At 72.3% G+C, this 22,157-nt stretch carries 23 protein-coding genes; 13 read left to right on the forward strand and 10 right to left on the reverse strand.

What is annotated here, in order from left to right; genetic code table 11:
* Window positions 1-3 precede the first annotated feature (3 nt).
* From AB0F04_RS19365 to AB0F04_RS19375, 3 genes are all read left to right on the forward strand, one after another.
* On the forward strand, window positions 4-978 hold the full coding sequence (locus tag AB0F04_RS19365; RefSeq protein ID WP_362043071.1) for an aminoglycoside phosphotransferase family protein: 975 nt from the start codon (window positions 4-6) through the stop codon (window positions 976-978).
* A 93-nt stretch (window positions 979-1,071) separates the two neighbouring features.
* On the forward strand, window positions 1,072-2,361 hold the full coding sequence (locus tag AB0F04_RS19370) for an ROK family transcriptional regulator (protein WP_362043073.1): 1,290 nt from the start codon (window positions 1,072-1,074) through the stop codon (window positions 2,359-2,361).
* Between the two features lie 61 nt (window positions 2,362-2,422).
* Entirely contained in the window at window positions 2,423-2,704 is a 282-nt protein-coding gene (locus AB0F04_RS19375) for a hypothetical protein (RefSeq protein WP_362043075.1), read from the forward strand.
* A gap of 165 nt (window positions 2,705-2,869) precedes the next feature.
* Here AB0F04_RS19375 and AB0F04_RS19380 read toward each other — a convergent pair whose 3' ends face one another.
* From AB0F04_RS19380 to AB0F04_RS19395, 4 genes are all read right to left on the reverse strand, one after another.
* Window positions 2,870-3,898 (reverse strand): SDR family oxidoreductase, encoded by a 1,029-nt coding sequence (locus AB0F04_RS19380; RefSeq protein WP_362043076.1) that lies wholly within the window; start codon window positions 3,896-3,898, stop codon window positions 2,870-2,872.
* Window positions 3,899-4,110: 212 nt separating this feature from the next.
* Window positions 4,111-5,262 carry an FUSC family protein gene (locus AB0F04_RS19385; RefSeq protein WP_362043078.1) on the reverse strand — a complete coding sequence of 384 codons (1,152 nt, stop codon included), beginning with the start codon at window positions 5,260-5,262 and terminating at the stop codon, window positions 4,111-4,113.
* 192 nt (window positions 5,263-5,454) lie between these two features.
* A complete protein-coding gene (locus tag AB0F04_RS19390; protein WP_362043080.1) occupies window positions 5,455-6,120 on the reverse strand; it encodes an HAD family hydrolase in 666 nt (221 codons plus the stop codon).
* A gap of 39 nt (window positions 6,121-6,159) precedes the next feature.
* Window positions 6,160-7,200, reverse strand: a complete 1,041-nt coding sequence (locus AB0F04_RS19395; protein WP_362043082.1) for a PHP domain-containing protein — start codon at window positions 7,198-7,200, stop codon at window positions 6,160-6,162.
* Between the two features lie 122 nt (window positions 7,201-7,322).
* Between AB0F04_RS19395 and AB0F04_RS19400 the strand changes: the two genes are divergently transcribed.
* On the forward strand, window positions 7,323-8,132 hold the full coding sequence (locus AB0F04_RS19400) for an SDR family oxidoreductase (protein WP_362043084.1): 810 nt from the start codon (window positions 7,323-7,325) through the stop codon (window positions 8,130-8,132).
* Window positions 8,133-8,198: 66 nt separating this feature from the next.
* Window positions 8,199-8,435 carry a hypothetical protein gene (locus AB0F04_RS19405; protein ID WP_362043086.1) on the forward strand — a complete coding sequence of 79 codons (237 nt, stop codon included), beginning with the start codon at window positions 8,199-8,201 and terminating at the stop codon, window positions 8,433-8,435.
* A 21-nt stretch (window positions 8,436-8,456) separates the two neighbouring features.
* On the opposite strand, the gene AB0F04_RS19410 is transcribed toward AB0F04_RS19405, so the two are convergent.
* The 4 genes from AB0F04_RS19410 to AB0F04_RS19425 all read right to left on the reverse strand — a co-directional run bounded on the left by AB0F04_RS19410 (window position 8,457) and on the right by AB0F04_RS19425 (window position 10,974).
* A complete protein-coding gene (locus AB0F04_RS19410; RefSeq protein ID WP_362043088.1) occupies window positions 8,457-9,002 on the reverse strand; it encodes a VanZ family protein in 546 nt (181 codons plus the stop codon).
* Window positions 9,003-9,185: 183 nt separating this feature from the next.
* Window positions 9,186-9,848: a DUF4230 domain-containing protein gene (locus tag AB0F04_RS19415; protein WP_352100940.1), complete on the reverse strand. Its 663-nt coding sequence runs from the start codon at window positions 9,846-9,848 to the stop codon at window positions 9,186-9,188.
* Between the two features lie 107 nt (window positions 9,849-9,955).
* Window positions 9,956-10,333 carry an anti-sigma factor antagonist gene (locus AB0F04_RS19420; protein WP_362043091.1) on the reverse strand — a complete coding sequence of 126 codons (378 nt, stop codon included), beginning with the start codon at window positions 10,331-10,333 and terminating at the stop codon, window positions 9,956-9,958.
* 203 nt (window positions 10,334-10,536) lie between these two features.
* The gene (locus AB0F04_RS19425; RefSeq protein ID WP_362043093.1) at window positions 10,537-10,974 is read right to left on the reverse strand and encodes a MarR family transcriptional regulator; all 438 of its coding nucleotides are present in this window, start codon (window positions 10,972-10,974) and stop codon (window positions 10,537-10,539) included.
* 111 nt (window positions 10,975-11,085) lie between these two features.
* Between AB0F04_RS19425 and AB0F04_RS19430 the strand changes: the two genes are divergently transcribed.
* Together AB0F04_RS19430 and AB0F04_RS19435 are read left to right on the forward strand one after the other, a co-directional pair.
* Window positions 11,086-12,540 (forward strand): aldehyde dehydrogenase family protein, encoded by a 1,455-nt coding sequence (locus tag AB0F04_RS19430; RefSeq protein WP_362043095.1) that lies wholly within the window; start codon window positions 11,086-11,088, stop codon window positions 12,538-12,540.
* Window positions 12,541-12,561: 21 nt separating this feature from the next.
* Window positions 12,562-13,668, forward strand: coding sequence for an NAD(P)-dependent alcohol dehydrogenase (locus tag AB0F04_RS19435; RefSeq protein ID WP_362043097.1), 1,107 nt, complete (start codon window positions 12,562-12,564; stop codon window positions 13,666-13,668).
* A gap of 21 nt (window positions 13,669-13,689) precedes the next feature.
* Here AB0F04_RS19435 and AB0F04_RS19440 read toward each other — a convergent pair whose 3' ends face one another.
* Complete coding sequence (locus AB0F04_RS19440; protein WP_362043099.1) at window positions 13,690-14,640, reverse strand: NADP-dependent oxidoreductase; 951 nt, start codon at window positions 14,638-14,640, stop codon at window positions 13,690-13,692.
* A 71-nt stretch (window positions 14,641-14,711) separates the two neighbouring features.
* Between AB0F04_RS19440 and AB0F04_RS19445 the strand changes: the two genes are divergently transcribed.
* The 6 genes from AB0F04_RS19445 to AB0F04_RS19470 all read left to right on the forward strand — a co-directional run bounded on the left by AB0F04_RS19445 (window position 14,712) and on the right by AB0F04_RS19470 (window position 20,330).
* Window positions 14,712-15,656, forward strand: a complete 945-nt coding sequence (locus tag AB0F04_RS19445; RefSeq protein WP_362043101.1) for a helix-turn-helix domain-containing protein — start codon at window positions 14,712-14,714, stop codon at window positions 15,654-15,656.
* Window positions 15,657-15,943: 287 nt separating this feature from the next.
* A complete protein-coding gene (locus AB0F04_RS19450) occupies window positions 15,944-17,716 on the forward strand; it encodes an ATP-binding protein (RefSeq protein WP_362043103.1) in 1,773 nt (590 codons plus the stop codon).
* 5 nt (window positions 17,717-17,721) lie between these two features.
* Complete coding sequence (locus AB0F04_RS19455; protein WP_003994857.1) at window positions 17,722-18,132, forward strand: roadblock/LC7 domain-containing protein; 411 nt, start codon at window positions 17,722-17,724, stop codon at window positions 18,130-18,132.
* The gene (locus AB0F04_RS19460; protein ID WP_104784390.1) at window positions 18,129-18,500 is read left to right on the forward strand and encodes a DUF742 domain-containing protein; all 372 of its coding nucleotides are present in this window, start codon (window positions 18,129-18,131) and stop codon (window positions 18,498-18,500) included. Before AB0F04_RS19455 ends, AB0F04_RS19460 begins: the two co-directional genes overlap by 4 nt.
* Window positions 18,481-19,083 carry an ATP/GTP-binding protein gene (locus tag AB0F04_RS19465; RefSeq protein ID WP_104784387.1) on the forward strand — a complete coding sequence of 201 codons (603 nt, stop codon included), beginning with the start codon at window positions 18,481-18,483 and terminating at the stop codon, window positions 19,081-19,083. Before AB0F04_RS19460 ends, AB0F04_RS19465 begins: the two co-directional genes overlap by 20 nt.
* The gene (locus tag AB0F04_RS19470; RefSeq protein ID WP_362043106.1) at window positions 19,080-20,330 is read left to right on the forward strand and encodes a cytochrome P450; all 1,251 of its coding nucleotides are present in this window, start codon (window positions 19,080-19,082) and stop codon (window positions 20,328-20,330) included. The genes AB0F04_RS19465 and AB0F04_RS19470 overlap by 4 nt, the downstream gene beginning before the upstream one ends.
* A gap of 70 nt (window positions 20,331-20,400) precedes the next feature.
* On the opposite strand, the gene AB0F04_RS19475 is transcribed toward AB0F04_RS19470, so the two are convergent.
* Window positions 20,401-22,083: a hypothetical protein gene (locus AB0F04_RS19475; protein WP_362043108.1), complete on the reverse strand. Its 1,683-nt coding sequence runs from the start codon at window positions 22,081-22,083 to the stop codon at window positions 20,401-20,403.
* Window positions 22,084-22,157: the final 74 nt, after the last annotated feature.

Consider the following 22,157-nt stretch of genomic DNA (forward strand, 5'->3'; position numbering starts at 1 on the left):
ACGGTGGTGGACTCCTGGGAACGGGCCCGGCACGTCCTTCGGGCGGCGGGCCTCGACCCCGGCCGCCTCGCCCGCCTCACCCCGCTGACCGGCGGCACCTACAACACCGTCGAGGAACTGCGCCTCACCGACGGCAGCCGCTACGTACTGAAGGTCCCGCCCCCCGCTGTCGTCCCCGGCCTGCGGCACGAGCGTGGACTGCTGGTCTCGGAGGCCGAGTTCTACCGCTCGGCCGCCCGCGTCGAGGTCACCGCACCGCAGCTGGTGTCCAGGGGCGACGGCTTCCTGCTGATGACGGCCTGCCCGGGCGAGCCGTGGGACGGCACGCTCACCGACGCGGAACACGCGTCTGTGCGGACCGAGCTGGGACGCCAGGTGGCCCGGCTGCACCGTGTGACGGGGCCCGGCTTCGGCTACCCCTCCGGCGCCCTCGGCCCGCTCGCCCTCGACTGGCGGACGGCGTTCACGGGGATGATCGACGCCGTCCTCGACGACGCCCGGCGCTACGGCGCCCGGCTGCCCCGGCCCGTCGACGAGGTGGCCCGGACCGCCGCGTCCGCGTACGGCGCCCTCGACGAGGTCACCGTCCCGTGCCTGGTCCACTTCGACCTGTGGCCGGGCAACATCCTCGTCGACCGCGCGGACGGCGCGGCCCGCGTCGGGGGCCTCATCGACGGGGAGCGCATGTTCTGGGGCGACCCCCTGGCCGACTTCGTCTCCCTGGCACTGCTGGGCGACATCAGGAATGACGGGGAGTTCCTGGCCGGGTACCGGGAGGCCGGCGGCCGGGTCCGCTTCGACACGCCGGCCCGTCTGCGCCTCGCCCTGTACCGCTCCTACCTGTACCTGATCATGCTGACCGAGACGATTCCCCGCCGGGTCGGCGAGGAGCAGGAGCGATGGGTGCAGGAGAGGGTGGCCCCGGAACTCCTCGCGGCTCTGGACGAGATCGCGGAGGCCGCCGGGTCCACCGGTTAGCTCACATCGTGAAATAAGGGGTGGAGGAATGTCGCGCCCGGCCCCAAGCCGACGGTATGTTGCAGGTCGGACAGGGGACGCGAAGGGAGCCACATGGCTGCGCGGAACGGGCGCACGGTACGCGATCTCAGGCGGGCCAACCGTACGGCCGTGCTGCACAAGCTCTACTTCGACGGCCCGCTCAGCCGTTTCGAACTCGGCCCGGCGACCGGCCTGAGCTCCGGTTCCGTCAGCAACGTCGTCGGCGACCTGGTCGCCGACGGGCTGGTCGAGGAGGCCGGCAGCGTCGACTCCGACGGCGGTCGCCCCCGCACCCTGCTGCGCGTCGCACCCGGCAGCGGCCACATGATCGGAGTCGACGTCGGCGAGACCAGGGTCCGGGTCGAACTCTTCGACCTCACCCTCACCGAACTGGCCCGCGCCGACCACCCGCTGTCGCCGCAGCGCTACGAGGTCGAGGCCATCGTCGGCAACATACGCCAGGGGGTCGCCGAGGTGCTGGACACCGCCGGCCTCGCACCCGGGCGGCTCCTCGGCGTCGGCATCGGCGTCCCCGGCATCGTCGAGCACACCGCGGACCGCGGCGCGCTGGTGCACGGACAGACCATCGGCTGGGACGCCGTCCCACTGGAAGCGCTGCTCCGCGCGGGGTCCCCGCTGCCGGACACCGTCCCGTACTTCATCGACAACGGCGCCAAGACGCTGGGCCAGGCCGAGATGTGGTTCGGCGCCGGCCGCGGCGCCGGCAACGCCGTCGTGGTGCTGTTCGGCTCCGGCGTCGGCGCGAGCCTCGTCACCCCCGACGTGGAGCAGGGCCGCGCGGTCGAGTGGGGGCACCTGACCGTACGGGTCCGGGGCCGCCGGTGCCGGTGCGGGGCGCTCGGCTGCCTGGAGGCGTACGCGGGTGCCGAGTCGCTGCTGGCCCGCTGGCGGGAGGAGGGCGGCCGGGTCCCGGACGGCGCCGACGAGGAGAGCGCCCTCACGGCGATGCTCGCCGCGGCCCACCCGCCCGAGGGCGGTACGGCCGACCCCGTGGCGCTGGCCGTCCTGGAGGAGACCGCCGAGTACCTCGGGGCGGGCCTGTCCGATCTGATCAACCTCTTCCAGCCCGAGCGCATCCTCATCGGCGGCTGGGCGGGCCTGGCGCTCGGCTCGCGCTTCCTGCCCGCCGTACGCCGCTACGCCCTGTCGTACGCACTGCGGCACCCGGCGGGGAAAGTGACCGTGGAGCTCGGCCGGCTCGGGCCGGACGCCGTCACCGTGGGCGCCGCCATCCTGCCGCTCGCCGACTTCTTCGCACGCGGCGGACGGCGCCCCGACCCGGCACCGGAGTATCCGCTCCCGGCCTGGCGCACGGCGCTTCAGGAGCGGATCCCGCGCTGAGGTTTCGCCGATCACCGCAGAGGTACTCGCGTGGCGCCCGGACCACAGAAGGGAGCACGCCGTGACCGACCACCGCCTCGAAGGACCCGGCGAGAACGGTGAGCCCATCCCGCGGGACATGCCGGACCAGCAGGCCGACGACGGTGAGGACCCGTGGGAGGTCGCCCCGCGCTTCACGGGCACCGGCGAGGGCGGGAAAGCCGAGCGCCGGAGTGACGAGGAGACCGACGAGCCCACCGGTGACGTCCCCGACACGGACGAAGCGGGGACGGGCCGGCAGGGAGCACCGCACTCGGGAGCGGTTCACCCCGAGCACCCGGTGCCGGACGAGCCCTCCGCCTGAGGAGGGCATCCCGGCGAGGGCCGCAGCCGACTGTGGGGGTCGGCTGCGGCCCTCGCGCATGTCCGGGCCGTCCCTCGCGCAGGTCCAGGGCAGGTCCACCCGTGCGTGCGGCGTCACCCCGTCCGCCCGAGCTGGGCCCGCCCGGTCGGGCCCAGCGCGACCGGATCAGCCCACCTTGCGCCCCCGCAGTGGCTCCGTCGGCGCCCCCGCCCCCTGCTTCAGACCCAGCAGGAACTCCTCCAGCACCTCGGGCGCCGTGTGCTCAGGGCGCCAGCCGAGTTCCGTACGCGCCCGCGTGCAGTCCATGAGCGGCAGCCGCAGCACCGCGTCGAACAGGTGCGGGGAGGCGGGCAGCAGATGCAGGCCCCAGGCGGCGGCGATCGCCGACCGGGCCGCGCCGCGCGGCAGCCGCACGGTCCGTGCGTCGAACATCTCGCCCAGCAGCCGCGCGTCGAGGGGCGGGTCGGCCGCGAGATTGAAGGCGCCCCGGACGTCGGAGCGCAGCGCCAGCCGGTACGCGTTCGCCGCGTCGTCCGTGTGCAGCGCCTGCACCCGCAGCCCCGGGATGTCCGGCAGGAAGGGCAGCAGCTCCGGGCGGGCCAGCGGGCCGGGCAGGAACCGGCCGCCGAAGATGCGGCGCTGCTCGCTCGCGGACTCCCGCTGGAAGAGGAAGGCGGGCCGCATCCGCACCACCCGAGTCCCCGGACGGTCCCGCTCGAACGTGTCGAGCGCCCGTTCCAGGTAGGCCTTCTCCCGGCAGTACGCGGCGTCCGGCCAGCCGTGCGTCGGCCAGGACTCGTCCACCATCTCGTCCTTGGGGCCGGGCGAGTACGCGCCGACCGACGAGGCGTGCACCAGAACCGGGACGCCCGCCTCGGCCACCGCCTCGAAGACCCGCATGCTGCCGAGCACGTTCGTGCGCCAGGTCGTCGCCGGGTCGTGCGTCGGCTGGAACGCCCAGGCCAGATGAACCACCGCGTCGGCGTCCGTGAACCGCTCCACCAGGCCGGACCGCTCGGAGGCCAGATCGACGGCGGCCCAGTCCGTCTTCGGCGGCGACCAGTCGGGGATCCGCCGGGCCATACCCAGCACCGAGGCGACCTCCGGATCCTCGGACAGCAAGCGCACCACGCTCGTGCCGACGTTGCCGGTGGCGCCCGTGACGACGACCCTCATGCCCGTTCCGCTGCTCACTTCGTGCTCCTCTCGGCCGCCCGGTTCCACCAGAGGTGACCGAGTACCCGGGACGCACGGAATGCACGACGTGGGGAGAGGAAAGCCCCGGCCGGACGGGGGAATCGCGGCCGGGGCGGCTCAAGGACGGATCCTGCCGGGATCCACATCCTGTTCAACGGACAACTGGCTAGGGGGGTTCCCCGCCCGGAACCCTTACTCGCAGTGGTGGGTCACTGCTCCTGGTCGTCCGGGACGGTCTCGGCCCACAGGTTCTCCGCCTGCAGGAGCAGCGTGCCCAGGACGGCGGTGTGCGCTGCCCCCTCCCCGGCGTGCCGGCGCAGTCCGTCCTGCAACTCCTCGTGCAGCTCCCGCATGGCCTTCTCGGTCTCCTCGCCCGGCCGGGCGGTCACACTGCCGTCGAGCAGGCTGTCGGCCTCCGTGCACAGGGCGTCCCCGATCAGCTCCAGCAGGCGGGCGTACGAGCGCAGGGCCTCGCCCTCGGGCGGGGCGGGGGTGCGCTTGTCGTCCACCGACACACACAGAGCCCGGGTCAGCGTGGCGACGTGCCCGGTGACCCTGCTGAGCCGCTCGTCCTCCTCCACCGACGGCAGAACACCCTCGTGCGGCACCCGGTGCAGTGCGCGCAGCGGGGCGTAGGTCAGGCGCAGGCTCTCCTGGCTCCACCGGCGGGCCGAGCGAAGCGCCTTCAGACGGTGGTCCAGGCGGTTCGAAGCGGTGACCCAGCCGGCGGCGGTCTTCCCGTCCCACTCGCCCTGGCGCAGATCGCCGGCGACGAGGTGCAGCACGTCCCCCGTCTCCCGCGCGAGCGCCGCCAGGTTCGTCCGTACGTCCCGCAGATGGATCGGCGGCAGGACGAACGCGTTGACGGCGACGCCGATGACGGCGCCGATCGCCGCCTGCCCCACCCGGTGCCCGACGGCGGACAGACTCACCATGCCCGAGGAGATGGTGAACAGCGCCGTGGTCGCCGCGTAGATGCCCTGGTCGCCGAAGCGGGGCCAGTTCGCGAGCAGCATCAGCACCGGTACGGACAGGGCGATCGCGCCCAGCGTGTCGTCGGTGACCGCCTGCGCCGCCGAGGCCACCAGCGTGCCGACGCAGATGGCCCCGAACTGCCGCGCCCCCTGCACCAGGGAGCTGAAGACGGTGGCCTGCACCAGCACCAGCGCCACCCAGGGCGCCATCAGCGCCAGCGGGTCGCCCATCCAGACGCCGCCCACCAGCCAGGCGAGCACGGCCGCCCCGGCCGCCTTCAGCGACTGGACGACCAGATCCCGCTCCCGGCCGGGCCCGCGCCAGGCGGCCCGCACGGCCTCCCAGGCCGACCGCGAATCCCGCCGCACGGCATCCACCGGACGCACGCTCCGCGTTCTCTGCTGCAGATCCGCGAGCCGCCCCTGAGCCGTCTGTGCTCCCCGGGGCCGCGCGTTCGAGGCCGCCCCCGTGTCTTCGTTCATGTCCCTCCGCCCGCGGAAGGCTCCCGCCCCCCGTCCCTCACCGGTCACACGCGTCATGCCCTGTGGGTATCCGCCTGACCGGCGGTTTCACATCCTTCACGCCAGCGGGCTGTCGTCGAGGGCCGACAGCAGGTGAGCGGGGTCGGCGTAGACCGCCTCCGCGCCGGACTCGGCGAGGTCGGCGCGCGGGATGCCGCCGCACAGGACGCCCACACAGCGCACCCCGGCCCTGCTGCCCGCCCGCATGTCCCACACGGTGTCGCCGACGAACACGGCCCGCTCGGCCGGCACCCCGGCCAGATCCAGGGCGTGCTCGACCGGCTCGGGGGAGGGCTTGCCCTCGTCCACGTCGTCGGCGCTCGCCGTGGCGGCGATGGCCTCGTCCGCGTCGATCGCCCGGCGCAGCGCGCCCAGCTCGGCGCCGCCCGCCGAAGTGGCCAGCACCACCCTCCAGCCGTCCCGGTGCAGCCGCCGCAGCAGCGCCCCGGCCTCCGGCAGCGCGGGCAGCCGGTCGAAGTACTGCCCGTACAGCGCCTTGTGGCCGGCGCTGATGTCGGCGTCCTGGCCGGTGTCCCGGTCGTCGCCCAGCAGATGGGCGACCAGGTCCGTCGACGGCAGGCCCACGGCCCGGTGGATGGCGTGCATCGGCACCTGGTGGCCCGCCTGGCGGAACGCCTCCCACCAGGCCACGACATGCAGATGGTTGGTGTCGACCAGCGTGCCGTCGACGTCGAACACAGCCGCCCGTTCCGCGCGTTCCATAGGTGCAGTCCCTTTCTCTCCGGCCGCGCGGGTACCACGTCAGCCGCCGGCCACGCCGGACGGCAGCCGCCGCTCACCGGTCCAGGCCAGCAGTTCGCCGAGGGACCACGTGGTCACCACCCGCTCGGGCGGTACCCCGCACTCCTCCGCCCGTGCGCATCCGTTGATCTGCCAGTCCAGCTGTCCCGGCGCGTGCGCGTCGGTGTCGACGGAGAACAGCACCCCCGCGTCCACGGCCCGGCGCAGCAGCCGCCGCGGCGGGTCCAGCCGCTCCGGCCTGCTGTTGATCTCCAGGGCCGTGCCCGTCTCGGCGAGCGCGGCGAACACCTCGTCCGCGTCGAACTCCGACTCCGGCCGACCCCGCCCGCTCACCAGACGCCCCGTGCAGTGCCCGAGCACGTCCGAGTGCGGATCGCGCACGGCGGCCACCATCCGCCGGGTCATCGACCTCGCGTCCATGCGCAGCTTGGAGTGCACCGACACCACCACCACGTCGAGCCGGTCCAGCAGCGCCGGCTCCTGGTCGAGCGTGCCGTCCTCGAGGATGTCGCACTCGATGCCGGTCAGCAGCCGGAACGGTGCCCAGGTCTCGTTCAGCTCCGCCACCACGTCCAGTTGCTCCCGCAGCCGCTCGGGCGACAACCCGCGCGCCACCGTCAGCCGCGGGGAGTGGTCGGTCAGCGCCGCCCAGTCGTGGCCCAGCTCGGCGGCGGCCCGCCCCATCTCCTCGATCGGACTGCCGCCGTCCGACCAGTCGGAGTGCAGATGGCAGTCCCCGCGCAGCAGCGCCCGCAGCTTCTCGCCGCCCCGCACGGCGGGCTGTTCCTCCGCCTCGCGCTCCAGCTTGTCCAGATAGCCGGGGACCTCGCCGGCCAGCGCCTCCCGCACCACCTGGGCGGTCTTCGGGCCGACGCCCTTGAGCTTCTCCAAGGAGCCGTCCGCCGCCCGCCGGCGCACCTCGTCCCCGCCCAGGTCCTTCAGTACACGGGCGGCCGTACGGAAGGCGCGCACGCGGTAGGTCGGTGCCAGGGACCGCTCCAGCAGAAAGGCGATCCGGTCCAGTGCCTCGACGGGATCCATCGCCACCTCCACCTCAAGGGTTGCCCAGCGCCCGGCGGGCCGCACGACGGGCGACCGGTTTGCCCGGTATCCCTCCGGGTACTGCGATGCCTCGCCCCCGCCCCTCGACGAGGAGACCCGCCATGTCCGACCCCACCGCGCCCACCAGCAAAGTCGCCGTGATCACCGGCGCCGACTCCGGCATCGGCCGCGCCACCGCGGTCCACCTCGCGCAGGCGGGCATGGACGTCGGCATCACCTATCACACCGACCGCAAGGGGGCCCAGGAGACGGCGGACGAGGTGCGTGCGCACGGGCAGCGGGCCGAGGTCGCCCGGATGGACCTCACCCGGCTGCCCGACGCCGCCGACACCGTCGACGAACTGTGCGAGCGGCTGGGGCGCATCGACGTGCTGGTCAACAACGCGGGCACCGGCACGATGACGCCGTTCCTCGACCTGGAGCTGTCCGACGTGCGCGAGGTCCTCGACGTGGATCTCGTGGGGCCCTTCCTGTGCGGGCAGAAGGCGGCCCGGCACATGATCGGGCACGGTGAGGGCGGCCGGATCATCAACGTCACGTCCGTCCACGAGCACCAGCCGCGGGTGGGCGCCGCGCCCTACTGCGCGGCCAAGGGCGGGCTCGGGCTGCTCACCCAGGTCATGGCACTCGAACTGGCCGAGCACCGCATCACCGTCAACGCCGTCGCCCCGGGCGAGATCTCCACGCCCATGACCGGGCAGGAGGACACCGACCCGCACACCGAGAGCCGCCCGGGCATCCCGCTCGGCCGGCCCGGTGACGCCCGGGAGGTCGCCGCGGTCATCGCCTTCCTCGCCGGTCCGGACGCCTCGTACGTCACCGGCGCGTCCTGGAGTGTCGACGGCGGCATGCTGCGGATGGGCCCGCAGGCCGGTTCCCACCTGACCGGCCACGACTGGCGCCGCCCCTGAGCGGCCGGACGGTCCGGCGCGCGTCCTGGAACCGCGCCGGCGCCGGTCGCGTTCTAGGCTCGATGCATGACCGAAAGCGCGAGCCCGTACATGTCGCACCCGCGGATCCTCGTGCTCGGCGTACAGCCGGGCACCCCGCCGTTCCGGATCGTGCAGATCGACGGCCAGGTGGTCGGGGAGGCGCGGGCCGTCACCGACGTGCTGGCGGCCGCGGCCGCGTACGGCATCCCCGTGCACGACATGGACGATCCGGACGTGGTCCGCTGGGTGGGCGGAGACAAGTTCACCTGGACCGTGCACTAGTACCGCACGCGGCGCGTGCCGCTAGACCTCGCCGGCCGACGGCTTCCGCTCCGCCCGGCCCGGGCGGGGCTTGCGTGCGTGGACGGCCCTGCTGAGGCGGCGGCCCAGGAGCAGGTAGCCGATGAGCGCGCCCGTCGTGTTGAGGATGACGTCGTCGATGTCGAAGGCGCGGCCGGTGACCAGGGCTCCCTGGGCGAATTCCACCAGGAGCATCACGATCGCGGTCAGGAGCAGTACGCGCAGGATGCCGCGGGTGCGGGGGGCGACGACGGGCACCAGGACGCCGAAGGGGATGCCGAGCAGGATGTTGCCGCCGATCTGCTTGAACGCGTCCCGCAGTTCGGGCTGGCCGAGATAGGCCTTCAGGGAGTCGCCCGGTTGCAGATTGGTGTGGGTCAGCGCCTCCGAGGCGGGGGAGGGCTGCAGGGTGAGCCGGGCCAGCACCACGGCGAAGGCGACCATGAACGCGAACGCGCACAGCATCGCCAGCAACCGGACGGGCCACGGGAGCGGGCGTCGCTCGCTCCCGGGCCCGGCGGTCCGGGGACGTGAGGCAGCACTGGCCATGGGGGGTTCCTCCACTCTTCAATTTCCCTGCGTGACAGGGCGGTTACCCCCGGGCGGGCCGACGATGCCGTGGGGGGCGTTCCAGGACACGGTCCCGGACGGTGTCGCCCGGGACCGCTCCCACCCTCGGTTGCCCCGCCTCCGGCCCGGGCACTCCCCCCTGGCACGGTGCCCGGAAACCGGTCAGCTCCCGTACGACACGCGCACCTCCTTGAAGCCCAGCGAGCGCAGCAGGCCTTCGAGCATGCCGGTGGTGTTCGCCTCGGCGCGTGCGGTCAGTTCGCTCTCCTTCGCCGCGTCGCCGATGTGGCGCACCGCGAGCTTCTGCACGGCCTGCTCTCCGTTGGGGTTGTCCGAGAAGAGGTCGCCGAGACGGTCGAAGAGACCGCGTTGCTTGGAGACCGCGTAGGAGCGGTCGGGGTCGAGGGCGGGCTTGCCCAGTTGCGCGTGGGGCAGCCGGAGCGTGGCGGACGTGCGGTCGCCGTTGACCCGCACGTCGTTCTCGCCGACCTTGCCCAGGTCGACGTAGGCGTCGACGGTGCCCGCGCCGACGTACAGGGTGCGGGTGCCGCGGATCGCGTCGGGCAGGAGCTTGGCGTCCTTCTCCAGGTCCACGACGACCTGGAAGTTGCCGGAGGCGGCGTCGTAGCGGCTGATGTCCTGGATGGACTTCAGCAGCGCGGGGCCGGACCGGTCCTGGGTCTCGGTGCCGAACAGGTCCTTCAGGCCCGGGATCACGCTCAGCCGGAGCCCGGCGAAGAACACGACGAGCAGCAGCACGAGCGCGGTCACCACTTTCGCCCAGCCGGGCATGCGCCCGGGGAGGCGCTTGACGGGAGTCGTCATGCGACGGCCCTCCTTCCTACTGACCGGATGCCCGCCCCACCCCCCTGCCAGACCCGCCGAGTTCGAGTGGGAGTGACCCCGGCGGAGGGGCGCGGGGCGCAGACCCGTCATGGACGGGACGTCGGCTCCGGCTGCTCCAGCGCCGCCTCCAGCGTGGGCTGCGGAGGCAGCAGCCGGGACAGGCCGGTGATCCGCAGGACGCGCAGGGTCAGCGGGTGCGCGCAGACGAGGACCACCTGGCCCCGCCGTTCGAGCACCCGGCTGCGGGCGCGGTACAGCAGCCGCAGTCCGGAGCAGTCGAAGAAATCGATCCCGCCGAGGTCGATGACGACCCGGGCGGCCGGGCGCCCCGTCTCCCGGTCCAGGTGCGGTGCGATCTCCGCGGCCGCGGCGAGGTCGATCTCGCCGCGGAACTCCAGCACCGTGTGTCCCCGTTCCCGGTGCACGCGCAGATGCCGGGTGAGCGGTGCAGGTTCCTGCCGCACGACGAGATCGCCTCCAGCCTGCTCCGTGCGTGGGGAGGGGCTACGGCCAACGCCGTTCCCCGCCCTGCAAGTTACCCTCCATCGAGTGAATTTGAGCATGTTCGATTGACATATGTCTTTGAATTCCCGCTGAGTTGGCCGAGGTTCGCGCCGGGGCGTGCGCGGGTGCGGCTCAGGGGGCGCGCCGTGACGGCCCGGCGGGGCTAGGACAGGGCGTGCCAGGCCTGGGTGAGCGCCCGGCGGAACTGCTCGGCCTGGCGTGTGGTGAGGTCGCGCACCATCCGCTCCTCCAGCTCCCGGACCGGCCCGGAGTGCCGGGCGAGCACCTCGCGGCCGGAGTCGGTGAGCAGGATCAGCAGCTCCCGGCGGTTGCGGGGATTGCGCTCCCGGCGCACCAGTCCGCGGCCTTCCAGGGAGCGGACCAGATCCGCGATGGACTGGGCGGTGACGAAGGAGTCGCGCGCCAGCTGGGCCGCGGACAGTCCGTCGTGCCGTTCCAGCACGGTCAGGGCCGTGTACTGCAGAGCGGTGATCCCGGAGGGTCTGACCAGCTCGTCCAGATGGGACCGCACGACGAGCTCGACCTGTTTGACCATGTAGAGCAGGGAAGGGGGCGCCTTGGTCACCTGTGCGTCCAGCATGGAGGCAGGCTAGAGCATTGACAGGATTCCTGTCTCTCATGAGACTGCGCACAGACAGGAATCCTGTTTGTTGAACTTGGCAGAACATGGCGACGACGCTGAGGAGTGGCGATGACCGCCTTCGAGAGCGCACCCGGGCAGCTGTTCATCGGGGGGCGGTGGCGCGAGGCCGCCGACGGGGCACGCACCGGAGTGATCGATCCGTCCCGGGGAACGGTCGTCACCACCGTCGCCGAGGCGGGCGCCGCCGACGTCGACGCGGCCGTCCACGCCGCCCGGGAGGCCTTCGACGACGGCGCCTGGTCCGGTCTGAGCGGCCGCGAGCGGGGCCGGGTCCTGCAACGCGTCGCCCAGCTGATCCGGGACAACGCCGACGAACTCGCCGCGCTCGAGAGCCTGGACGTCGGCAAGCCGATCACGCTGTGCGGCGCGGTCGACGTCACCAACGCGGCCAACGACTACGAGTACTACGCGCATCTCGCCCAGAGCCAGGACGGCGCCCTGCGCGACCTCCCCATGAACGCACTGGCCTACACCAAGCGCGAACCCCTCGGCGTGGTGGCCGCGATCACCCCGTTCAACTTCCCCCTGATCCTGGCCGGTTCGAAGATCGCTCCGGCGCTGGCCGCCGGCAACACCGTCGTCCACAAGCCAGCCGACGAGACTCCGCTCAGCGCCCTGTACATGGCCCGGCTTCTTCAGGAGGCGGGAGTCCCCGACGGCGTGGTCAACGTCGTCACCGGCAGCGGCGCGGTGGCGGGCGAGGCGCTGCTGCGGCATCGCGGCGTCGACAAGGTCGCCTTCACCGGCTCCACGGCGATCGGCCGGCACGTGGCGAGCGTCGCCGGCGAGGCGCTCAAGCCCGTCACCATGGAACTCGGCGGGAACGCCGCCCACATCGTCTTCGAGGACGCCGACCTGGAGAAGGCGGTCGGCGCGGTCATCAAGGGCTTCGTCTTCAACACCGGCCAGTTCTGCATGGGCGGCCCGCGCCTGCTGGCGGCCCGCTCGGTGTACCCGACGCTGCTCGGCATCCTCGCCGAGGCCGTGCCCGGCGTACCCGTCGGCGACCCGCGCGACCCGGCCACGGTCGTCGGCCCGATGGCCGCCGAGAAGCACCTGAAGAAGGTCGAGGAGTACGTCGCCCTGGCCCGCATGGAGGGCGCCCGCATCGTCTGCGGCGGCGAGCGGCTCGACCTCGACGGCGGCTACTACTACCGGCCCACCGTCCTCGCCGGCCTGGCGAACGACTCCCGCGTAATTCAGGAGGAGATCTTCGGCCCCGTCCTCACCGTCCAGCCCTTCGACGACGAGGACGAGGCCGTCGCCCTCGCCAACTCCACGCCCTACGGTCTGGCCGCGGGCGTACAGACCGGCAACCTCGCCCGCGCGCACCGGGTCGCCGGCCGGCTCCAGGCCGGCATCGTCTGGGTCAACGACTGGGCGATGCTCGACCCCGCGGTGCCCTTCGGCGGGGTGAAGGACTCCGGCCACGGCCGCGAGTACGGGCCCGAGGCCCTCGCCGGTTACACCAAGGTCAAGTCCGTCGTCGTCTCGCTCGACTGAGACCGTCAAGGAGTCATCGCGATGCCCATCACCACCCGTGCAGCGGTCGTCGAGTCCGGCGGCGCGCCCTTCACCCTCTCCGACGTCGTCCTCGACGCCCCCGGGCCGCACGAGGCGCTGGTCCGCACGGTCGCCACCGGCCTGTGCCACACCGATCTCGGGGTGGCGAGCGGCGGACTGCCGTTCCCGCTGCCCGGCGTGCTGGGCCACGAGGGCGCGGGCGTCGTCGAAGCCGTCGGCCCCGCCGTCACCGGCATCGCGCCGGGCGACCACGTCCTGCTCTCCTTCACTTCCTGCGGCGACTGCCGCAACTGCCGCGGCGGGCACCCGGCGTACTGCGCGACCTGGCTGCCGCTGAACCTGCTCGGCGGGAGCCGGGCCGACGGCACCAGCACCATCAGCCGGGGCGGCGAGGCGCTGGGCGGCCATTTCTTCGGCCAGTCCTCCTTCGCCGAGCTGGCGCTCGCCGACGAGCGCAGCCTCGTCAAGGTCGACCCGGAGGTGGCGCTGGAGTCGATCGCCCCGCTGGGCTGCGGCGTCCAGACCGGCGTCGGGGCCGTGTGGAACGTCCTGCGGCCGGAGACGGGCGGAACGGTCGTCGTGCTGGGCGCCGGAGCGGTCGGCCTGTCGGCGGTGATGGCGGCGGCGCTCACCCCGGCCACCAGGATCGTCGCGGTCGACCGGGTCGCCGAACGCCTGACCCTGGCCAGGGAGCTGGGCGCCACCCACACCGTCGACACGAGCGGCACGGACCTCGCCGCGGCCCTCGACGAGATCACCGGGGGACAGGGCGCGGACGGGGTCGTGGAGACCACCGGCAACGTCGGTGTCCTGCGCCAGGGCGTCGACGCGCTCGCCGCCCGCGGCACCCTGGTCGTGGTCGGTGCCCCGCCCTTCGGCACCGAGGTCGCCCTCGACGTCAACGGCCTCCTCGGCGGCAAGCGCGTCGTCGGCCTCACCTTCGGCGACAGCGAGACCCGGACCATGATCCCGGCCCTGGTCGAACTGGTGAAGGACGGACGGCTCCCGCTGCACCGCCTGATCACGACCTATCCCTTCGAGGACATCGACCGGGCGGTCCAGGACATGAGGTCCGGAAAGACGATCAAGCCCGTCCTGACGTTCTGAAACCGCCCGCGCGAGACGGGCTCAGTCGTTCAGCAGCACCAGCTTCCCCGTCGTGCGGCCGGTGTCGCCGAGGGTGTGCGCCTCGGCGGCCTCGGCCAGCGGGAAGGTCCCGGCGATCGTGGCACGCAGCTTCCCCGTCTCCACCAGCTCCGCGACCGCCTCCATGCCGCTGCGGTCGGCGTCCACCAGCATCCGCAGCGCCCGCACACCGAGCCGTTCGGCCTCCTCGTAGAGCTCGTCCGAGCCGCCCGGGAGGATCGAGACCAGGACACCGCCGGGGCGCAGCACACGCAGCGAGCGCAGGGCGTTGTCGCCGCCGATCGTGTCCAGGACGACATCGGCGTCCTTCACGGCCTCGGTGACGTCCGTCTCGCGGTAGTCGAGCGTCTCGTCGACGCCGATGCCGCGCAGGAACGCGTGCTTGCCCGCGCTCGCCGTGCCGATCACATAGGCGCCCCGTGCCTTGGCGATCTGCACCGCCACGTGCCCGACCCCGCCGGCCGCTGCGTGGATCAGCACCCGCTGCCCGGGCCGGAGGTCCGCGTGTTCGGTCAGGGCCTGCCAGGCGGTGAGCGAGACCAGCGGGAGCGCGCCCGCCTGGGTGTGGTCGACGCCGGCCGGCTTGCGGGCGAGGGCGCGGACCGGGGCGATGACGTACTCGGCGTGCGAACCGTGCCCGTAGGGGTACGGCAGCATGCCGAAGACCTCGTCACCGGGCGCGAAGGCCACGACGCCGATACCGACCGCCTCCACCACCCCGGAGACGTCCCAGCCGAGCACGAAGGGCGGTTCGCCCAGGAACCCGCCGTTGGCGCGGTGCTTCCAGTCGGTCGGGTTGACCCCGGCGGCCCGTACCCGGACCAGTACCTCGTTGGGCTTCGGTACCGGGCGCTCGATCTCCACTTCCTTCAGGACCTCGGGGCCGCCGAGGACGTCCTGGCTGATGGCTCGCATCGTGTTCTGTGTGCTCATGGTCAACCAGCGTGCCGGTCCGCAGCCCCCGCGCCAATGGCACGATTGCCAACATTCGATACGATCGTGCCATGCGACGTGAACGAGTGGTGGTCCTGGCCCTGGACGGGGTGTACCCCTTCGAGCTGGGCATCCCGAGCCGGATCCTCGGTGCGGCCGACGGCCGGTACGAGGTCCTCACCTGCTCGGTCGACGGCGGCCCGGTGCGCACCAACGCGGACTTCGGCGTCACCGTCGAGCACGGCCCCGAGATCCTGGCCACGGCGGGCACGGTCGTGATCGCGCCCGTGGCCCCCGACCGTCTGGCCGACGAGGTGTCCGGGGACGTCCTGGCCGCGCTCGCGCTCATCCGTCCCGGCACCCGCGTCGTCTCCATCTGCACCGGCGCCTTCGTCCTCGCCGCCGCGGGTCTCCTCGACGGACGCCGGGCGACCACCCACTGGCAGGTCGCCGACCACTTCCGGCGCACGTTCCCGCGCGTCGACCTCGATCCGGACGTGCTGTTCGTCGACGACCACCCGTTCCTGACCTCCGCCGGGGCCGCCTCCGGCGTGGACATCTGCCTGCACCTCGTCCGCAAGGACCACGGCAGCCGGCTGGCCAACAGCGTGGCCCGCCGCTGTGTCGTCCCGCCCTTCCGGGACGGCGGCCAGGCCCAGTACATCGAACAGCCCGTGCCCGAGCAGGGCGCCGCGAGCACCGCGGCCACCCGCGCCTGGGCATTGGAGCGCCTCGACGAGCCGCTCACCCTGGCCGACCTCTCCGGCCACGCGCGGATGAGCCGGCGCACCTTCGCCCGCCGCTTCCAGGGCGAGGTGGGCCTCAGCCCGGGCCGCTGGCTGATCCAGCAACGCGTGGTCCGGGCCCGGCACCTGCTGGAGTCCAGCGACCTGACGGTGGATCAGATCGCCGGCCGGGTCGGCTTCGCGACCGGCGCGTCCCTGCGCCAGCACCTGCACGCGGCGATCGGCGTCTCCCCGCAGGCCTACCGCCGCACGTTCCAGACCGCCCGCTGACCTCCGCGGCTTTCGCGCGAGGCGACGCTCCACGAACGGCGCGCGGCCTGACGTACATCCAAGTCCGCTGACTGCAAAACCATTTGTCGACCTGTTTCCTTCTGTCGAAGCGTGACGGAACCCTCACGTCCACCCGGGGGACGAGATTGATCCTTTCGGGTCCAAACCCGATAAGGTTCCGATCGACGCTGCGAGTTGACGCGATCGCGTCCAGTCGACCCGCGGTTGCGTACTCATGAGTGCGGTCCACACCCCCCTGTTCGTTCGTGTTGCTTCGAAGGATGCAGATGGAACTCGCCACTCCGCCACCGGCGGCGCGGGCCCCTGTCGCCTGGTACAGCTGGTGGTTGATGCCGCTGAGCCTGGGAGGCGGGACCGTTGCCGCCACGTTCATGAGCTCGGAGCGAATAATCACGGCCGTCGCCGGAATCGCGGCGACGGCGGCCGGTGCCGTGTGCGTACGGCTGCTGCTGCGTACCCGCGCACAAATGCACCGGGCGGAGGGTTCCTTCCGCGCCACCCAGGCCGAGCACACCATGCAGTGGCAGCAGCACGTGGCGGGCCTGGAACGCAAGTTCACCGCCGATCGCACCGGCCTGGAATCCCAGCTCAACGAGCAGAACGCGGCTTACGAGCGGCGCCTGGCCGACCAGCGCGCCGGCTACGAGTCGCAGCTCGCCGACCAGAGCGCCACGTTCGAAGCACAGCTCGCCGACAGGTCCAGGGCCTACGAGGAACGGCTGACCGAGCAGGCAGCCTCTTACGAGGCCCAGCTCGCCGACCAGGCCGAGGTCTGGCGGGAGCAGCTCTCCCACCAGCTCGCCGCGGTCGCCCGGCTCGCCGACGAGCAACTGCCCGACGCGATGGCGAAACTGCGCGCCGGCGACGCCATCGACGACCTGCTGCCCACCGTCAACCAGTGCGCCAAGGTCAGTTCGGAACTCCAGGCCGAGCTGCGCAAGCTGCTCCGCACCTCCCTGATCGGCCTGGAGGCGGAGTTCGACCGCTCCACCTCCGCCGAGCAGGCCGTGATCAGCATCGGCAACCGCATCCACGTCCTGACCAGCAAGCTCCGCGGCCGGCTGCACGAGATGCAGGGCGAGCACGGACGGCTGCCGGCCGTCGCCCGGGGCCTGATGGAGCTCGACCAGGAACTCGGCCCCGCCGACTCGCTCGCCGCGAGCATCGGCGTGCTCGGCGGCTCCGACCGGCCCGGCCGGCAGTGGCAGGAGCCGCAGCGCCTGCTGAGCGTGGTGCGCGGCGGCATCGGCCGCATCAAGGACTTCCACCGGATCCAGGTGCGCCACCTGCCCGAACTCGGTGTCGACGGCGGCCTCGTCGACCACCTGACGCTGATCCTGGCCCACCTCCTCGACAACGCGGCCCGCTACTCGCCGCCCACCGAGCCGGTGCTCATCTCCGGCAAGGAGGTGCCCAACGGCGTGGGCATCGAGATCCAGGACTCCGGCAAGGGCCTGAGCGAGGAGAAGAAGCGCGAAGCCGAGCACGCCCTCGCGGGCACCGCGCCCGGCGCGGGCCTCGGCGGCATCACCGAGGACGCCAGCATCGGTCTGCGCGTCGTCGGCGCCCTCGCCCGCCGCTACGGCATCCGCGTCACCTTCGCGGACTCCCCGTGGCTCGGCACCTCGGTGGTGGTCGTCGTCCCGCACAAGTACTTCAGCCCGCTGCCCACGGCCACGCCCACCACGGCCACGCCCACCGCGCCCGCATCGGCCGCGCAGGCCCGCGCCACCGCCGTCCCGGCCCGCGAGACGGCCACCGTGCCCGAGCAACGGGCCGCCCGGGCCGAGTCGGGGGAGACCACACCCGGCGGACTTCCCCGGCGCCGCAGCAAGCGGAACGAGACGGAGGTGCCCAAACCGGCCGAGCGAAGCGACCGGGCGACCGTCGCCGCCGTCCCGCCGGACGCGTCCTTCTCGGGACTCGCCGCCTTCGCCACCGCCGGACGCGACGCGGCGGAGGCCTCCGAGCCGGCCGACGACCGCGACACCCTCGCCGGCGGCGAGTCCACCGAGCACCGCACCGAAGAGAGCGACTAGTCCTCATGACGCAACAAGGAACAGACGTGAGCTGGGCGCTCCGCGATCTCGTCGAGAGCATCCAGGAGATCCGTTTCGCCCTCGTGGCCTCCAGCGACGGCAAGGCCATCACCTCCTACGGCGCCGAAGACCCCGACGACGTCGACCGCTTCGCGGCCGTGGTGGCCGGCCTGCAGGCGCTGGCCCAGCCGGTCGCCGAGCAGTTCCCCAAGTACGCCGGGCAGTTGCGCCTGGCGATGATCGAGGTGGACGGCGGGCACCTGTTCGTCGTGCGTGCCGGTGTGGAGACGTACCTCGGTGTCCTCGCCAGGGAAGGCCTCGACCAGGGGCTGCTGGGACATCAGATGAGGGACCTGGCCCGCAGGATGGGTGAACTCCTCGGCACCACTCCGCGCCTGGAGGAGCACTCTGGATGAGTGCTCCCCGCAGACCGTCGGACCCGTCCGGTCTCGAGCGCTACTACGTCCTCACCGGAGGGCGCAGCGGACCGGGCGGTTCGGCGTCCAGCCTCGATGTGGCGACCCTGGTCGTCGCCCGGGCCGCCCCGTTACCGGGAATGCAGCACGAGCACGAGGAGATCCTCCGCCGCTGCCGCGACCCGCTGTCGGTCGCCGAACTCGGCGCTCACCTCGGGCTCCCCTTCAACATTCTCGCGGTGCTGCTGTCGGACCTGCTGGACGCAGGTCGCGTCGAAGCCCGTAACCCCATCCCGGCCCACGAAGCCGGCCGCGGGCCCGACCTCGCGCTCCTTGAGGAGGTACTCAGTGGACTTGAAAGGCTTTGACCAACCCGGAGGCTCGGCCGGGGACACCCGCTCGGTGAAGGTGATGATCGCCGGCGGGTTCGGCACCGGAAAGACCACCATGGTCCGTTCGGTCAGCGACATCAAGCCGCTCACCACCGAGGAGACCCTCACGCAGGCCAGCGTCGACGTCGACCATCTCATCGGCGTCGCCGACAAGACGCAGACCACCGTCAGCCTGGACTTCGGCAAGATCGGCATCAACGAGAGCCTGGTGCTGTACCTGTTCGGCACGCCCGGGCAGGAGCGGTTCTGGTTCCTGTGGAACGGCCTGTTCAAGGGTGCGCTCGGCGCGATCGTCCTGGTGGACACGCGCCGACTGGAGTCCAGCTTCCGGGCGATCGAGGAGATGGAGCGGCAGGAAGTCCCCTTCGTCGTCGCGCTCAACGTGTTCCCCGACTCCCGGAACTACCCGGTCGAGGAGATCCGGGACGCCCTGGACATCCCCGAGCACACCCCGGTCGTGGCCTTCGACGCCCGCGACCGCGCCTCCAGCAGGGACGTCCTGGTCGCCCTGATCCACCATCTGAAGGAACGCTCGGCCGTGGCCCTGGAGCCCCGATGAACGATTCGACCGAATCCTCCCCGCAGGCCGTGCGGGGCTGCCCCGTCGCCCACCACGGAGCGGACCTGACCCGGCTGTACGGCCCGGACGCCGCGACCGACCCGCAAGGCATCTACGAGCGGCTGCGCAAGGAGCACGGCTCGGTCGCGCCGGTCCTGCTCGAGGGCGACGTGCCCGCCTGGCTGGTCCTCGGCTACCGCGACAACCGGCGGGTGCTCGACAACCCCCGCCAGTTCAGCCGGGACGCGAGGATCTGGCGGGACTGGCGGGAGGGCCGCATCGAGGAGACCTCGCCGATCATGCCGATGGTCGGCTGGCGCCCCGACTGTGTGTCCCAGGACGGCGAACCGCACCGCAGGCTCCGCGGCGCCGTCACCGACGGGTTGCAGGCAGCGGCCGCCCGGGGCATCCGGCGGCACGTCACGTACTTCGCGAACAAGCAGATCGACGCGTTCGCCGACGCCGGGCGCGCCGACCTCGTGGCCGACTACGCCGAGCAACTGCCGATGCTCGTGCTCACCAGGATGCTGGGCCTTCCCGCGGCGGACGGGCTCCGTCTGATCGAGTCGTGCGCCCAGGTCTTCAAGGGCGGAGAGGGCGCCCTCGAGCACAACGAACGGATCATGGAGATCCTCGCGGAACTCGCCGAGCGCAAGCGGGCCGAGCCGGGCTCCGACTTCGCCACGGCCCTGCTGGAGCACCCGGCCGGCCTCGACCCCGACGAGGTCGTCAGCCATCTGCGCCTGGTGCTGATCGCCGCGCACACCACCACCAGCAACCTGCTGGCCCGGGTCCTGCAACGGGTCCTGACCGACGCCGCCCGGCTGTCCGGTCTGGTCAGCGGTGAGCTGAACGTCTCCTCAGTGGTGGAAGAGGTCATGTGGGACGCCCCGCCGCTGTCGGTGCTGCCGGGCCGGTTCGCGACCGCCGACCTGGAGCTCGGAGGCCATCACGTCCAGGAGGGGGAACTGCTCATCCTGGGCCTGGCCGCCGGCAACCTCGATCCGGAGGTACGGCCCGACTCGGTCGTCGCCGTGCAGGGCAACCAGTCGCACCTGGCCTTCAGCGCCGGGCCGCACGAGTGCCCGGGGCAGAACATCGGCCAGTCCATCATCGAGATCGGTGTGGACGTCCTGCTGCACCGGCTGCCGGACCTGCGCCTGGCCGTACCGCCGGAAGAACTCGGCTCGACCGCCTCCACGTGGGAGTCCCGGCTGGACAGCCTGCCGGTCGAGTTCGCCGTCTAGGCCGCGTCGGCGGACCGTCGCCCGGCCGGCTTCCGGCCGGGCGACGCCGTTCGCGGGTGCGGCCGGTGCGTCAGCCGTCGAGCCAGTCGCCTGCGACGCCCGTGGGACGGTATCCCGTGGCGTTCCACAGGAAATGGGGGTGGGCGGCGCCGAACATGTAGGCGAGCAGGGCGGTGTCCTCCCTGCCGGTCCGGGGGTCGTGCAGGCTGTGGAACTTCTCGGAGCCCACCACCCCGGCGTCCTCCTGGATCTGACGGGCGCGCTCCAGGGACGGTTCGGCGCCGGACGCCTCCACGGCGGCGATGTACGTGCGGCGCAAAATCTCCCACGCGCTGTCGGTGTTGCCGTGCCAGGGGCCGTGCAGTGCCTCGAAGGCGTGCAGTTCGGCGTCGAACAGAGTCCACGCCGCCGGGTGCTGGGCCCGGCAGCGCGCGGACAGCTCGGCGGCCCGGGGGCTCAGGCTCGCTGCGGTGCGCCGCGGGGCGATCGTGAGGGTGGTGCCGTGGGTGAGGATGCCGCTGCACGAGTTGGGCTGCAGGTCGCACAGCGGGCAGTCCTCGGCCGGGGGAAGGCCCTGGGTGATGCCGTCGAACCACAGGGCGTGGCGGCCCGTGAGCCCCATCCAGACGATGGTGGTGGTCATCAGCCAGGTGTTCCACATCGGATCGTGCGCCTCGGGCATGCAGCCGTACTTGACGATGGCTATGGCGCAGGCGGCGTAGAGGGCCTTGGTGTGAGTGGGCATGCCGGCGAGCCAGAAGTTGCTGATCTCGCCGGTGAGGGCGTCGGCCCGGACGTCGGCCATGTCGTCGATGGCGCGGCACAGCAGCAGGGAGGCGAGGTTCTCCTCCTGCCAGAGTTCGGTGTCGGGTGCGACGTGCCAGAACAGGCAGTCCAGCATCTGCAGGACCGAGTAGGTGCTCTGGTCGAGGGGGTTGGTCTGGGGGAGTACGACGTTGCCCGCCTCGTGCTGCTGGAGCCAGTACTCGTCGACGGACCGCTTGTGCGCCGCGAAGAGGCCGGACACCAGGGCCCGTGCGCTGTTGGTGCTGAAGTTCTCGGCCAGCCGCTCTTCCACGTGCTGGGTGAGGCGGGCTGTGTCGATGGTGTCGATCACGCGTTTGTACTCGTGGAAGACGAGGATGTCGTCCTCGAAGCGGTGGCGGTGGCCGAGGTCTCTCTCGAGGTCGTTCATCTGCCGGGTCCAGGACCATCCACCGGTCAGGACGCTGTCGAGTTCCCGGCGGTGCGGCCAGTTCTTGACGGTGAGGGGGCGACCGGCGCTGTGCCGCCAGCGGTAGTCGTCCAGCGTGCGGGCGGGGGGAGCCGGCAGGCGGCGGCACAGCGGGCAGGTGCAGGCGGCTGTCTGCTCCTGCTCGCGCGGCGGGGCGAGTGCCCGGGTCCGCCAGGCCCCCTCCAGCATCAGGCAGGTCAGCCGGCAGACCTCGATATCAGTGCTGACCTGCGGGAAGGCCTCTTCTATCACGCGCAGGCCGGCGTCGAGACGCTTCAACCTGGCGTAGCCCTCCTCGTCGGGCGGGAGGAACGCGGGCCGCGCCAGATGCAGGGCACCCTCCACTCGTAGCGCGGTGCCGGATTCGGCGGGTCCGAAAGCGTCCAGCCGCCGGTGGGCGGCGTCCTGGCACCTCCGGTATTCCTCCGTGCTCCCGTTGATACGTTCCACCAGCAGGCGGACCAGGGCGGTTCCCGCCTCCGTCGGCTGGAGCCGGGCGCCTGGCTGCGCTGGGATCAAGCTGTCGGCGGACGCCTTCGGAACGACACCTGCGACTCGAGATTTCACACCGGTCTCCCAATGAGTGTGGTCAT

The sequence above is a fragment of the Streptomyces sp. NPDC029041 genome, assembly GCF_040637515.1.
Classification (GTDB): Bacteria; Actinomycetota; Actinomycetes; order Streptomycetales; family Streptomycetaceae; genus Streptomyces.